This window comes from Thalassococcus sp., assembly GCF_982780845.1.
The window spans coordinates 45,127-57,663 of the sequence record NZ_CEYADA010000013.1 but is presented as its reverse complement, the minus strand read 5'-3'; the positions used below and the strand labels follow the sequence as shown (position 1 = coordinate 57,663).

Annotated in this window: 13 protein-coding genes and 1 other RNA gene; 7 read left to right on the top strand and 7 right to left on the bottom strand. The window is 58.9% G+C overall.

Annotation, left to right across the window (positions count from 1 at the left end; translation table 11 throughout):
• Nucleotides 1-191 precede the first annotated feature (191 nt).
• Genes AC4FIA_RS14175 through AC4FIA_RS14165 form a run of 3 tightly spaced genes read left to right on the top strand, consistent with a single transcriptional unit; the run spans nucleotide 192 to nucleotide 2,756 of the window.
• The gene (locus tag AC4FIA_RS14175) at nucleotides 192-1,424 is read left to right on the top strand and encodes a cytochrome P450 (protein ID WP_490366391.1); all 1,233 of its coding nucleotides are present in this window, start codon (nucleotides 192-194) and stop codon (nucleotides 1,422-1,424) included.
• 5 nt (nucleotides 1,425-1,429) lie between these two features.
• The gene (locus AC4FIA_RS14170) at nucleotides 1,430-2,449 is read left to right on the top strand and encodes a 2Fe-2S iron-sulfur cluster-binding protein (protein ID WP_490366390.1); all 1,020 of its coding nucleotides are present in this window, start codon (nucleotides 1,430-1,432) and stop codon (nucleotides 2,447-2,449) included.
• 10 nt (nucleotides 2,450-2,459) lie between these two features.
• Nucleotides 2,460-2,756 (top strand): EthD family reductase, encoded by a 297-nt coding sequence (locus AC4FIA_RS14165; protein ID WP_103908966.1) that lies wholly within the window; start codon nucleotides 2,460-2,462, stop codon nucleotides 2,754-2,756.
• Between the two features lie 81 nt (nucleotides 2,757-2,837).
• Here the strand turns inward: AC4FIA_RS14165 and AC4FIA_RS14160 are convergent, their stop codons facing one another.
• The 4 genes from AC4FIA_RS14160 to nudC all read right to left on the bottom strand — a co-directional run bounded on the left by AC4FIA_RS14160 (nucleotide 2,838) and on the right by nudC (nucleotide 6,051).
• Nucleotides 2,838-3,623 carry a DUF4198 domain-containing protein gene (locus AC4FIA_RS14160; protein ID WP_490366389.1) on the bottom strand — a complete coding sequence of 262 codons (786 nt, stop codon included), beginning with the start codon at nucleotides 3,621-3,623 and terminating at the stop codon, nucleotides 2,838-2,840.
• 23 nt (nucleotides 3,624-3,646) lie between these two features.
• A complete protein-coding gene (locus AC4FIA_RS14155; RefSeq protein ID WP_490366388.1) occupies nucleotides 3,647-4,492 on the bottom strand; it encodes a fumarylacetoacetate hydrolase family protein in 846 nt (281 codons plus the stop codon).
• Between the two features lie 90 nt (nucleotides 4,493-4,582).
• A complete protein-coding gene (locus AC4FIA_RS14150; protein WP_490366387.1) occupies nucleotides 4,583-5,047 on the bottom strand; it encodes an SRPBCC family protein in 465 nt (154 codons plus the stop codon).
• Between the two features lie 41 nt (nucleotides 5,048-5,088).
• Nucleotides 5,089-6,051, bottom strand: coding sequence for an NAD(+) diphosphatase (nudC, locus tag AC4FIA_RS14145; RefSeq protein WP_490366386.1), 963 nt, complete (start codon nucleotides 6,049-6,051; stop codon nucleotides 5,089-5,091).
• Between the two features lie 160 nt (nucleotides 6,052-6,211).
• Here nudC and ffs point away from each other — a divergent pair.
• Nucleotides 6,212-6,308, top strand: an RNA gene (gene ffs / locus AC4FIA_RS14140) — signal recognition particle sRNA small type.
• Nucleotides 6,309-6,326: 18 nt separating this feature from the next.
• Here the strand turns inward: ffs and AC4FIA_RS14135 are convergent.
• The 3 genes from AC4FIA_RS14135 to AC4FIA_RS14125 form a co-directional block, all read right to left on the bottom strand.
• On the bottom strand, nucleotides 6,327-6,839 hold the full coding sequence (locus AC4FIA_RS14135) for a phosphatase domain-containing protein (RefSeq protein WP_287476896.1): 513 nt from the start codon (nucleotides 6,837-6,839) through the stop codon (nucleotides 6,327-6,329).
• Nucleotides 6,840-6,846: 7 nt separating this feature from the next.
• A complete protein-coding gene (gene ypfJ / locus AC4FIA_RS14130) occupies nucleotides 6,847-7,683 on the bottom strand; it encodes a KPN_02809 family neutral zinc metallopeptidase (protein ID WP_287476895.1) in 837 nt (278 codons plus the stop codon).
• Nucleotides 7,684-7,795: 112 nt separating this feature from the next.
• Nucleotides 7,796-8,635: a prephenate dehydratase gene (locus AC4FIA_RS14125; RefSeq protein WP_103908972.1), complete on the bottom strand. Its 840-nt coding sequence runs from the start codon at nucleotides 8,633-8,635 to the stop codon at nucleotides 7,796-7,798.
• Between the two features lie 119 nt (nucleotides 8,636-8,754).
• Here AC4FIA_RS14125 and AC4FIA_RS14120 point away from each other — a divergent pair, with 119 nt between their 5' ends.
• The 3 genes from AC4FIA_RS14120 (at nucleotide 8,755) to AC4FIA_RS14110 (ending at nucleotide 12,499) form a co-directional block, all read left to right on the top strand.
• Nucleotides 8,755-9,279, top strand: coding sequence for a c-type cytochrome (locus AC4FIA_RS14120; protein WP_103908973.1), 525 nt, complete (start codon nucleotides 8,755-8,757; stop codon nucleotides 9,277-9,279).
• Between the two features lie 163 nt (nucleotides 9,280-9,442).
• Nucleotides 9,443-11,398 carry an extracellular solute-binding protein gene (locus AC4FIA_RS14115; protein WP_490366385.1) on the top strand — a complete coding sequence of 652 codons (1,956 nt, stop codon included), beginning with the start codon at nucleotides 9,443-9,445 and terminating at the stop codon, nucleotides 11,396-11,398.
• 18 nt (nucleotides 11,399-11,416) lie between these two features.
• Nucleotides 11,417-12,499, top strand: a complete 1,083-nt coding sequence (locus AC4FIA_RS14110; protein WP_103908975.1) for a microcin C ABC transporter permease YejB — start codon at nucleotides 11,417-11,419, stop codon at nucleotides 12,497-12,499.
• Nucleotides 12,500-12,537: the final 38 nt, after the last annotated feature.

Here is a 12,537-nt window from a genome sequence, read left to right as displayed (position 1 = left end):
CGCGAATCCAGTGCGTTTTTTGACGGAATACAGCCAAAAGTATCAGGTATTGCGCCATACCTTTCCAAAGCCAGCTTTCACGCACAGAGTTTCGCTGGGGAACCACCACTACACCATTTGATCACCACGCAGGAAACACACGCTGTTCCTGTGCCGGTCGAAGTTTGCCTGCGCGGAGGAGGCGCACACTTATGGACGGAAACACCCGGTTGCACGATACGCCCGATTGGATTGCGAACATCACGATCCAAGAGTTGGAAAATAACCCGTATCCTTTTTACGAACGCCTGCGGAAAGAAGCTCCGGTTGCCTTTGTTCCGGCACTAGGACTTTACATCGCTTCCACCAAAGAAGCCTGTCGTGCGATCGCCAAGGATGGCGAAACATGGGGCGGATTTATCTCGCCTGCGGGCGGGCGCACCTTTGGTCATCCCAACGTTCTGAACGTAAACGGACCCGAGCACAAAGAACTGCGCTGCATGGTCGATCCGGCGCTTCAGCCGCGCGCGGTTGATGGCTATGTCGAAGACCTCGTTCGCCCGATTGCCCGCCGCTATGTCGAAGCCATCGAAGACAAGGGCGCGGCCGATCTGGTTGAAACCTTCTGCGAACCGGTCAGCGTGCGCGCATTGGGCGACTTGCTGGGCCTGCAATCCGTCAGATCGGACAAGCTGCGCGAATGGTTCCACAAGCTGTCGGTATCCTTCACCAATGCGGCCGTCGACGAAAACGGCGATTGGGCCAACCCCGAGGGCTTTAAACCGGGTGACGAGGCACGTGCCGAAATCCGCGAAGTTGTCGATCCGCTGCTGGATAACTGGGAAAAGAACCCCGATGACAGCGCCCTGTCGCACTGGCTGCATGATGGTATGCCCGAAGGCAAGACCCGCGACCGCGAACGCATCTACCCGACACTGTTCGTCTTTCTGCTGGGCGCGATGCAAGAACCCGGTCATGCCATGGCTTCGACCATCGCGGGACTTTGGACCAACCCCGAACAGTTCGAACGCGTCATCGACAACCCGAAACAGATCCGTCGGGCGATTTCCGAAAGCCTGCGCTGGACCTCGCCGATCTGGTCGGCTGTGGCACGACAGGCGAAAAAGGACACCACCGTTGCGGGCGTCGATCTGCCTGCCGGTTCGGTGGTGATGCTGTCCTACGGATCGGCCAACCACGACTCCAACGACTATGACGCGCCGTCCAAGTTCGACATGGATCGCAAACCGGTGCCGCATATCGCCTTCGGTGCGGGTTCACACGCCTGTGCGGGCACCTACTTTGCCTCTGAAGTCTGCCGGATCGGGCTGGAAGAACTGTTCGAAACCATTCCCAATCTGGAACGGGACGAAACCAAGGAAATCGACTTCTGGGGTTGGGGCTTCCGCGGCCCGAAAGAGCTGCACGCAAAGTGGGAGGTCTAAGCCCTATGGCGTTCAAGATTTCTTTGAACGATGGCGAAAGGTCCGCGCTTGCATGCGCGGACCAATCCCTGCTGGATGCCTTTCTGCGGGAAGGCATCTGGTTGCCACACAACTGCACCCAAGGCACTTGTGGCAGCTGCAAGTGCCGTGTTGACGCCGGATCGTTCGATCATGGCGGTGCGCCCTTTGACACGCTGACACAGGAAGAACGCGACGCGGGCATTGTTCTGGCCTGTCAGGCACGCGCACAATCCGACATGCTGATCGAACCGCTGGCCGAGATCGACGACAGCGTCACCCATCACCCGATGCGCGACGTGTCAGGCCGGATTGCGGTGCTAGAGGATATCGCCCGCGACACCCGCCGTCTGGTGATCGAACTGGACGCCGAGATGCCGTTTCTTGCGGGGCAATATGCCGAACTGAACGTGCCCGGCACCGATGTTTGGCGGCAGTATTCCATGGCCAACGCGCCATCCGAAACGCGAGGCCTAGAATTCCATATCAAACGCACCCCCGGCGGTCTGGCAACGGATGGATGGCTGTTCAAATCTGCGTCCGTTGGCGACCAAGTCGATATGAAGGGCCCTTTGGGCAACTTCGGCCTGTTCGAAGCACAAGACGACCCCGCCATCCTGATTGCGGGCGGAACGGGTCTGGCACCGATGAAATCCATCGTGCTCCATGCGCTTGCGCATGATCTGATCCCCGAGATTTTCCTGTACCACGGCGGGCGCGCTCAGGCGGACCTGTATGACGTCGACTTTTTCCGCGCGTTGGATGCCGAACACCCCCGCTTCCATTATCGACCCTGCCTGTCCGAGAAAGCGTGGCAGGAACGGTCGGGCATGGTGACTGATTGCGTGCTGGAAGACTTCAGCAGTTGCAAAGGCATGTCGGCCTATCTGTGCGGCCCGCCCGCCATGGTCGAGGCCGCTGGCAAAGCGCTGAAACGCCGCCGCCTGCCGCCCCGCCGGACCTTCAAGGAAGAATTTACAGAGGCCGCCAAGATCGCGGCGGAATGAGGAGAACAACATGCATACATTGATGGTGCTTTACGGCCAGCCGACAGATCCCGAGGCCTTCCGCCGCTACTATACCGACACGCACCTGCCGATTGCGCAGGCACTGCCCGGGGCAAAGAACCTGCGATATACCCTGAACCTTCAGGGACCAGAGGGTGCCGCCCCCTTCATTGCCAAGTTCGAAGCCGATTTCGACAGCGCGGAGGCGATGGGCGCTGCTTTGGCCTCGCCCGAGGGGGAGGCCGCCAAAGCCGACACCGCGAATTTCGCCACAGGTGGTTTGGAAATCCTGCACTACGCGTCGTGATCCGGCCCGAGAAGGACGGCGCGCGACCGAACATATGCGCAAAATAACAAAGGTCGGATCGGCAGCCCCGATCCGACAGCTTTACTCAGGGACGCGGAACGTCAGGCTGGCCCAGATCGATTCCCAAGCAGCATCGCCTTCTGCCTGAACCTCAAGTTCGCGCAGCAGCACGGAATCCACCAGATACTCGACGCCTGCCTCAACCGGCAGGACAACGCGGCCCTCGGCATCCGTGCGGTACTGGCTCACAACCACCTCATCGCCGGACCGTGCAAACAGTTCGACCTGTTCGTTCGCGCGCGGCGCGCCCTGATACAGAACGCGCACGGGAAATCCGGCACTCAGATCATCGGTATAAGGATTGGCTTCTGCCACGATCTCGATCTCGAGCCCGACCTCGCGGTCCGCGCCCTGCCCGTTTCCAACTGCCACCAGCGATTTGCCAAAGCGCGTATAGCTTTCGCGCACCTTCTGGCCTGACAGGCCACGCTCTTCCAGACGGTCCAAAGCCCAGGTGAAATCCTTGTGCTTGGTGAAATTCACGAATTTCTCGAATTCGTTGTAGGTCAGATCATAGGCGCGGGTCTGGTGTACGATGACAGCCAGCCCTTCCTGCCCGACCGCCATATTCATCGCAGGCCGATCACCAGCGCGCCCGTCGACTGCCATCACTTCGTCTCCCATGACCACGTCAAAGCGGGTAAAGTTCGGCGGGATATAGGCGTAGGACGAGCCTTTGAAATTATCGCCCACCCGTAGATGGACAAGGATCGGTTCATCTGGCGCGACGCGGTAGGTTTCGGGCGAAATCCAGAACTCATGCGCCCACAAAGACTGCGGCAAGGCCAAAGCCATCCCCAGTAACATTCCCCGCCATCGCGCCATTTTGCTTACTCCGCTGAACGGCAAACCTGCCGTTGATGTCCCAGACCTTCGACGGTCAGTTCCATCACATCACCGTCTTTCAGGAACATAGGCGGGTTTTTCCCCATGCCCACCCCGGGCGGTGTGCCTGTGGCAATCACATCGCCGGGCATCAGCGTCATGAACTGGGTCAAGTGCGCGATGATCTGCGGCACTTTGAAGTGCATCGTGTTGGTCGATCCATCCTGCTGGATTTCACCATTCACCGAACAGGTCATCTTCAAATCATGGGGATCAGCGACCTCGTCCTTGGTCACCAGCCACGGGCCGATGGGGCCGAATGTGTCGTGCGATTTGCCCTTAAGCCACTGACCCGACCGGCGCATCTGGAAGTCACGTTCGCTGACATCATTCACAATGCAGAAGCCCGCGACATAATTCATCGCGTCCGCTTCGGACACGTATTTCGCCTTCTTGCCGATAACAAACCCCAGCTCGACCTCCCAGTCGGACTGAACCGAGCCGCGCGGGATTTCGACGGTGTCATTCGGGCCGGTGATGCAGGTGATGGCCTTGGAAAACACGATGGGCTCTTCGGGCAGTTTCGCGCCAACCTCGGCCGCGTGATCCACATAGTTCAGACCAATCGCCAGAAACTTGCCGACCTGACCGACACAGGGGCCAAAGCGCGGGTTGCCATCGACCACAGGCAGGCTGGCGGGGTCGACCGCGGCCAGTTTCGCCAGACCGTCCTCTGTCAGCACGTCGCCTGCAATGTCATCGACAACACCGCTCAGATCACGGATCGCGCCGTCCGCATCCAACAAACCCGGCTTTTCCGCGCCACTTTCCCCATAGCGTACAAGTTTCATGGCTCTTGCCCTCCCGTATGAACTTTGGGGCAAGGTAGCGACCTGTCGGAAAGATACAATCCACCCGATACGTTGTCCGGAAAGAAAGGCTTAACCGGTCTTCAGCTTCTTCTCGAACTCGCGGGCGAAATCGCTGGCGCGTGCGCGGAATTTCCGTTGGACGGAACTGCGGGCCAGCTTGATCGACTGAACAAGAATACGCGCCGACAGTGTCTTGGGCTTTAGCGTGCACGTAATGCTGACGCGGGTACGGGACCGCGACAGGGACAGGCATTCCAGATCGGTGATCACCGTCAAACCGGCCGAGGTGCTTTCGAACTGCATCGCGTTCGGGCGGTCAAAGCGGGTCAGCGTGATTTCGGCCTGACGCGGTTTACCACGATAGCGGAATTCCGACGCCCAGCGCATGCCGACAGTGGGTTCATCAACCTCGTCAATCCGGCGCACATCGACGCCGCGGCGCAGGATAACGCGTTCGAATTGCTCAAAGTTGCTCAGGCCGTCGAAAACCTGCTCCAGAGAGCCTTCGATATCCTCTTGTGCGGTGATCTCCACGATGCCTGCTCCAACTCGTTATTTTTGCGCGATATTGTGCATCAATCCATGCGATCCGCAAGCCAATTGCGCAACAGGAACTGGGCAATAGCGCCACGTCGCGCGGGCAAAAGCATGGGGTTTTCGCCAGCGAACGAGGCGACAAGTTCCTCTTTCGTGACCCACTTAGCGTCTTCCAATTCGTTCGGGTCCAGATGGATTTCGGTCGTCAAAGCCTCGGCGTGGGTGCCGAACATCAGCGAATTCGGGAAAGCCCACGGTTGCGAGGCAACATAGCGCACCGCGCCCACTTTGACGCCGGATTCCTCGAACACCTCGCGGCGGGTCGCACCTTCGATGGTTTCCCCGGGTTCGACAAAGCCCGCGAGGCAAGAATACATACCCTCGGGCCAACCGGGCGAGCGGCCCAGCAATGTCTTGTTCCCATGTGTGACCAGCATGATCGCAACGGGATCGGTGCGGGGGAAATGCGGGGCGCCGCAGGTGCCGCAGTTGCGCTGCCAACCCGACATGCTGATATCCGACGGTTCGCCGCAGCGGCTGCAGAATTTATGCGTCCGGTGCCATTCGCGCAAAGCCTTCAGCGTTGCGCCAACCTCGGCTTCAAGCGGCGTCAGGCGGGTCATGATCCGGCGCAACTCGGCAAAGCGCCCACCGTCGATATCGGGATGTACCTGTTCGGTCGCATCAATAAAGCTGCCCATCGCCGAAGCGTCGAGGTCTTCAGGCTCCCACGTCGAGGCGTCGTAGCCGAACAAGGCTGACTCTCCGTCGCGACCCAAAAACGTCTCGGGCCAATCTGCCTGAATGGCCGGATGGTCGGTCGGAAGCCGCATCAGCATGATGTCGTCCTCGCCAGTCACCAGCAACTTGCCACGCCAGATGATCACCGCACGGGCATTTCCAGAGGCACGCAGCGGGTCCAGCAACTCGGGCTTGCCACGAAGCTCGGCCGCGCGTTCCAATTGACCTGCGCCGAAAGTCACCTCTTCTGAAATCTGCATCGCCCTGCCTCCGTCGGTTTTTTTGGTAGGGACAGACATGACAGCGCAGGGGGTAAAATCAAGGGCTTTGGGGTTATTGACCAAAGCGCCCGCCCGTCACAACGCACGGAATGACGACAGGACCTTGCGAATCCGGTGCGGCTTTACTATGTGCATCAGCGAGAGGTTGGCGCGGGCGAGCGCCTCGCCAACCCGGTCAGGTCCGGAAGGAAGCAGCCGTAACGAGCCCCGCTTGGGTCGTTGTCCAGCCTCTCACCTTATCCCCGCTTTTCGGATCAGTCCTCGTGCCGCACAAACTGTGCAGGCGCGCGCGGTGCTGACATGGCCCATTCCATCTGTTCGTCGGTCTCGACCGCTTGCGGGTGGATCGCACGTAACTGGGCCAGCGCATCGTCGGGCGCAATGCCGGATTCAATCATCAAACGCAGCGCCACCATACCGGACCGACCGCAGCCGCCCTTGCAATGAACCACCACGCGCCCCTTGCCAGTCAGCGCCTGCCGCGCGGTTTGGGACACGCGCGGCCATTCGCGCATGAACGCCTCGTCCGGCACGCCGTAATCAAGGATAGGCAGGTGTTCCCACCGCGTGCCGCTTTCCTGAAAATCAGCGCCGATATGTTCAGCCCCTGCGGCCACCATTTCGGCCAGCGTCGTTAGCGATATCGCGTAAGACGGCTGTAGGTCGCGCAGGTGTTCGATGTCGGCCTCATACACACCATTCCGACCAGGCAAAGAGCTTGTGGTCAGGATACCTCCACCGACGGGTATGGCGTGTATGGTGCTCATCTTCAGCTCATAAGCGGTCAGCGTTAAAGGTGTCGCAACTGCGCATGTCACCGGATTTGTAGCCCGTCGCAAACCAGCGCGAGCGCTGTTCGCTGGTGCCATGTGTAAACGTGTGCGGCTGGGGCACACGCCCTGCGTTGCGTTGAAGCGTATCGTCCCCGATCTGGCGGGCGGCGTTCAATGCCTCGTCGATATCACCCGGTTCTAGCAGGCCATCAACGTAATGCGCCCAGACGCCCGACAGGCAATCCGCCTGCAGTTCCAGACGCACAGTCAACGCGTTTGCGGTGACCTCGTCGGATTGCTGTCTTAGACCGTGCACTTCGTTCAAAATCCCAAGCTCGTTCTGGATGTGATGCGCCACTTCGTGCGCCACCACATAGGCCGCAGCGAAATCGCCGCCAGCGCCCAGTTGCTGCGCCATAGTCGCGAAGAAATCCGTGTCCAGATAAGCCTTTTCATCGGCAGGGCAGTAGAACGGGCCGGTCGCGCCGCTTGCACCGCCACAGGGCGACTGGGTGACGCCGGAATACAGAACCAGCTTGGGTGGCGTGTATTCTAATCCTGCCTGTTCAGGCAAAAGAACGTCCCAGACCTGTTCGGTCGTTCCCAACACCTTAGCGCTGAAATCACCTGCCCGCTGCTCCGCGGCGGTCAGTTCGCGCGGCTCGGACGATTGCGGCGCAGCGGCCTGTTCAAGGAAGGGCGACACGTCGATGCCCGCAAAATAGCCGATAGCCAGAATGACCAACAGGCCGACACCACCAACACCGGCCTTACCACCTGCCCCACTGCGGCGGCGGTCTTCGATGTTCTGGCTACGGCGCACATTTTTAAGACGCATACGGACCCTCGAAACTAAACTCGTTCGAGCGATGATACACGCTGTGGGGCATTGGTTAAGTGGGAATTAACCAATTCGACTATCACTGCCCACTTTAGTCTGCCTGTGAACCTTAATCGCGACGCGATGCGCGGGGGTAGGTGCCCAGAATTTCCAGCATGTCGGTGAAGTAATCCAGCTCTTCAAGCGCAAGTGCGACGTGCGGATCGTCCGGATGGCCTTCGATATCGGCATAGAACTGAGTCGCCGTGAAGGACCCGCCGACCATGTAGCTTTCCAGCTTGGTCATGTTCACGCCGTTCGTCGCGAATCCCCCCATCGCTTTGTACAAAGCAGCGGGAATGTTACGTACCTGGAAGACGAAAGTCGTCATCATGCCGTGTTCGCCACGACGTTTCATATCGGCTTCGCGCGACATGACAAGGAATCGGGTCGTGTTGTTGCCTTCGTCCTCGATGTGGCGCGCCAGCACGTCCAGACCGTAGATTTCACCGGCCAATTCACCCGCAAGCGCGGCCATCTCGGGGTTTCCACGCTCGGACACGATCTTGGCAGAGCCGGCAGTATCGGCGCCTGTGATCCGCGCGATGCCGTGTTCTTTCAGGAAATTCCGGCACTGACCCAACAGAACCGTGTGGCTCATCGCCTCTTTCACGTCGGTCAGTTTTGTACCGGGCAAAGCCAGCAAGTTGATGTGAACACGGACAAAATCTTCTTCGATGATGTGCAGACCGGACTGCGGCAACAGCGAATGGATGTCGGCCACGCGACCGTAGGTCGAGTTTTCGACAGGCAGCATGGCAAGCTCGGCTTCACCGCTGCGGCAGGCTTCGATTGCGTCCTCGAACGTGCGGCAGGGCAACACGTCAAAATCGGGTCGGGCCTGACGGCACGCCTGATGTGAATAGGCACCAAGTTCGCCCTGAAATGCGATGAGGGGTCTGTCAGCCATGCTTTTTTCCGTCTAACTGCCGTAAATGGGCGATTGGTCGCGGCTCTTACACCTTGCCAGCGGCGAATGGAACCAATAGATACCGCGCCGAAACGCTTACCACGAGGGAATTGCGACCCATGCTTGACACAATGACGTTCACAAAGGTGATTGGCGGCTTCTGCGGAGCGCTCTTGATCTTCCTTCTTGGCAACTGGGGCGCGGAAATCCTGTACCACGTCGGTGACGACGGTCACGGTGAAGAGCATGCTGCTGCCGGTTACCCGATTGAAGTCGCAGAAGCAGGCGAAGGCGCTGAAGAAGAAGCACCCGCTGATTTCGCAACTGTCTTTGCATCCGCAGATGCTGGCGCAGGCGAGAAAGTTTTCGGCAAATGCCGTGCTTGCCACAAGCTGGTTGAAGGTGAAAACGCAGTTGGCCCGTACCTGTACGGTGTTGTCGGCCGCGCAACTGGCGCTGCTTCCGGCTTCAACTACTCCGGTGCTCTCGCCGCTGCGACAGACGCATGGACACCCGAAGCTCTGAACGCATTCCTAGAAAATCCTGCCGGTTACGCACCGGGCACAACAATGTCCTTCCGCGGCCTGCCCGATGTCGAAGATCGCGCAAACCTGATCGCGTATCTGGACGGCACAGACGGCTAATCAGCCAGTCAGCTAAAATTTTTAGAAAGGCCGTGGACCCGCTCCACGGCCTTTTTCTTGTGCGCCGATGACAAGAAGATCACAGATACGCAACTTGATAGTGGCTATTCCATGCCCATAACATACATTCATAACAGGATCAGTCTTACCCGGAGGACACTAGATGACGCTTAAAAGCGCACGCCACCTCATCCCCGCCAAATCGCGGGAGCAGTCTGCACCGCGCGCCAAAGCGATCGCCATCCCGACCTTAGCCATCAGCCGCCGCTGGCTGTTCGCCAGCGCCTTTGCCATCGCGTCGGTTTTCGCGGCAGAGCGGCTTTGGGCGCAAGAGGCGCAGGACGGTGTCATCACATCCCACGGCATTTCGTCGTTCGGTGAACTGAAATACCCAGCGGATTTCAAACACTGGGACTATGTAAACCCCGATGCGCCGAAGGGCGGCGAATATTCCACTTGGGCCTTCGGCACCTTTGACAGCCTTACGCCCTACATCCTGAAAGGCAACGCAGCCGCTGGCGCCACCGTCTTTTACGACACGCTGATGACCGGAAATCTGGATGAACCGGATTCGATGTACGGTCTGGTCGCCGAAAGTGTCGAATACCCCGAAAACCGTGAATGGGCGATTTTCAACCTGCGCCCCGAAGCCAAGTTCCGCGACGGATCGCAGGTCACGGCCCATGACGTGGTCTTTTCCTTTGAGAAACTGTTTAACGAAGGCCAGCCATCCTACCGCGTGGCCTTGAAAGACTTCGAAAAGGTCGAGGCGCTGGATGATTTCCGCGTCAAATACACCTTCAACCCCGAAGGCCCGCTGCGCGAATTGCTGATGACAGCCGCCGGTCTACCCATCTTCTCGAAGGCATATTACGAAACCCGCGATTTCACCGAATCCTCGCTGGAACCGCCCATGGGGTCGGGCCAGTATGAACTGCTAAGCGTCGATCCCGGTCAATCCGTGGCCTACAAACGCCGCGACGATTATTGGGGCAAGGACCTGCCGGTGAACGTCGGTCAAAACAACTTCGACGTCATCAAGTTCGAATACTTCGCCGATTACACAACCGCGTTCGAGGCGTTCAAAGCGGGCGCCTATTCCTATCGCGAAGAATTCCTGTCGAAGCTCTGGGCCACATCCTATGACTTCCCCGCCATCGACAAAGGCTGGGTCAAGGTCGAAACGCTGCCCGATGGCCGCCCGTCCGGCACGCAAGGCTTCTGGTTCAACCTGCGCCGCGACAAATTCAGCGATCCGCGCGTCCGCGAAGCGATCGGTCTGGCGTTCAACTTTGAATGGTCCAATGAATCGCTGTTCTACGGTCTCTATGACCGCACAGACAGCTTCTGGGAAAACTCGGGCACCTTGCAGGCCGAAGGCATGCCCTCCGAGGCCGAACTGGCGCTTCTGGAACCCCTTCGCGCCGATCTGCCGGAAACCGTATTCACCGAACCTGCCTTTGTCCCTGACGTTCAAAAGGCCGAAGATCTGGCCGACCGCCGCGCATTGCGCAAAGCGGGCAAACTGCTGGATGACGCCGGTTGGGAAGTGGGCGCCGACGGCATCCGCGAAAAGGACGGTCAAAAGCTGACCATTCAGGTGCTGAACGACAGCGCGTCCTTCGACCGCATCATCAACCCGATGATCGAAAACCTGCGCCGTCTGGGGATCGAAGCCGATGCCACACGCGTCGACGCCGCTGAATCGCAGGAACGCGAAAAGAACTTTGACTTCGACATCGTCACACAGCGTTTTTCCATGTCTTCCACACCGGGTGACGAGCTGCGCACGATCTTCGGCTCGGAAACCGCCAACACGCCGGGATCGGCCAATATGGCGGGCATCGCGAACCCAGCGGTCGATGCGCTGATCGAAAAGATCGCCACAGCCGAATCCCGCGAGGAACTGACCGTCGCCACCCGCGCACTGGACCGGGCACTGCGTTCGATGCACGTCTGGATTCCGCAGTGGTACAAAGGTTCGCACAACATCGCCTATCTGGACATGTTCGCGCGCCCCTACACTGACACGCCTCCGCCATTTGGGATGGGCACAAGTTCGATCTGGTGGTACGACAAAGAAAAAGCGCAGGCTCTGAAAGAAGCTGGCGCATTCTAAGCGGGCAGTAAACGCACCATGGGCGCATATATCCTACGACGGCTGTTGCTGGTGATCCCCACCCTGTTGGGGATCATGATCATCAACTTTGCCTTGGTCCAATTCGTCCCCGGCGGGCCGATCGAACAGATCATCGCGACGCTGGAAGGCGAAGGCGATGCCTTTGCCGGTTTCGCAGGAGGCGGGGGCGAGGCGTCGATGGGCAATTCAGGCAACGACGAATACGCCGGTGCCCGTGGATTGCCGCCCGAGTTCATCGCCGAGCTGGAAAAAGAGTTCGGCTTTGACAAACCGCCCGTGGAACGGTTCCTCGATATGCTGTGGAACTACATGCGCTTCGATTTTGGTGAAAGTTACTTCCGGTCGATCAGCGTGATCGATCTGGTGCTGGAAAAGATGCCTGTGTCGATCTCGCTTGGCCTGTGGTCCACGCTGATCGCCTATATGGTGTCGATCCCGTTGGGCATCCGGAAGGCCGTCAGCGACGGGTCGTCGTTTGATACATGGACGTCGGCAGCAATCATCGTGGCCTACGCGATCCCGGGCTTTCTGTTCGCCATTCTGTTGTTGGTTCTGTTCGCTGGCGGATCGTACCTGCAAATCTTCCCGCTGCGCGGCCTGACGTCGGACAACTGGGAAGACCTGTCCTTGCTGGGCAAGGTAGCCGATTACTTCTGGCACATCGCGCTGCCTGTTATCGCCTCGACCATCTCGGCCTTTGCGACCCTGACACTGCTGACCAAGAACTCGTTTCTGGACGAGATCAAAAAGCAATACGTCATCACCGCCCGTGCCAAGGGTCTGGCGGAAAAGCAGGTTCTTTATGGCCACGTTTTCCGCAACGCGATGCTGATTGTGATCGCCGGTTTCCCAGCGGTTTTCATCGGTGTGTTCTTCTCGGGCAGCCTGATCATTGAAACGATCTTTTCGCTCGATGGTCTGGGCCGTTTGGGGTTCGAGGCCGCCGTGGCCCGCGACTATCCGGTGATCTTCGGCACGCTGTTTATCTTTGGCATCATCGGCCTTGTCGTCGGCATCCTGTCGGACCTGATGTATGTGCTGGTCGATCCGCGCATCGATTTCGAACGGCGGGAGGGCTGATATGAGCATTGACCCGAACCCCGCGAACGTGGTTCCCG

Bases quoted from the DNA above. Each gene is read 5' to 3' on its own strand.
- AC4FIA_RS14175 (WP_490366391.1), top strand. From the start codon at position 192: ATGGACGGAAACACCCGGTTGCACGATACGCCCGATTGGATTGCGAAC.
- AC4FIA_RS14170 (WP_490366390.1), top strand. From the start codon at position 1,430: ATGGCGTTCAAGATTTCTTTGAACGATGGCGAAAGGTCCGCGCTTGCA.
- AC4FIA_RS14165 (WP_103908966.1), top strand. From the start codon at position 2,460: ATGCATACATTGATGGTGCTTTACGGCCAGCCGACAGATCCCGAGGCC.
- AC4FIA_RS14160 (WP_490366389.1), bottom strand. From the start codon at position 3,623: ATGTTACTGGGGATGGCTTTGGCCTTGCCGCAGTCTTTGTGGGCGCAT.
- AC4FIA_RS14155 (WP_490366388.1), bottom strand. From the start codon at position 4,492: ATGAAACTTGTACGCTATGGGGAAAGTGGCGCGGAAAAGCCGGGTTTG.
- nudC (WP_490366386.1), bottom strand. From the start codon at position 6,051: ATGCAGATTTCAGAAGAGGTGACTTTCGGCGCAGGTCAATTGGAACGC.
- AC4FIA_RS14135 (WP_287476896.1), bottom strand. From the start codon at position 6,839: ATGAGCACCATACACGCCATACCCGTCGGTGGAGGTATCCTGACCACA.
- ypfJ (WP_287476895.1), bottom strand. From the start codon at position 7,683: ATGCGTCTTAAAAATGTGCGCCGTAGCCAGAACATCGAAGACCGCCGC.
- AC4FIA_RS14125 (WP_103908972.1), bottom strand. From the start codon at position 8,635: ATGGCTGACAGACCCCTCATCGCATTTCAGGGCGAACTTGGTGCCTAT.
- AC4FIA_RS14120 (WP_103908973.1), top strand. From the start codon at position 8,755: ATGCTTGACACAATGACGTTCACAAAGGTGATTGGCGGCTTCTGCGGA.
- AC4FIA_RS14115 (WP_490366385.1), top strand. From the start codon at position 9,443: ATGACGCTTAAAAGCGCACGCCACCTCATCCCCGCCAAATCGCGGGAG.
- AC4FIA_RS14110 (WP_103908975.1), top strand. From the start codon at position 11,417: ATGGGCGCATATATCCTACGACGGCTGTTGCTGGTGATCCCCACCCTG.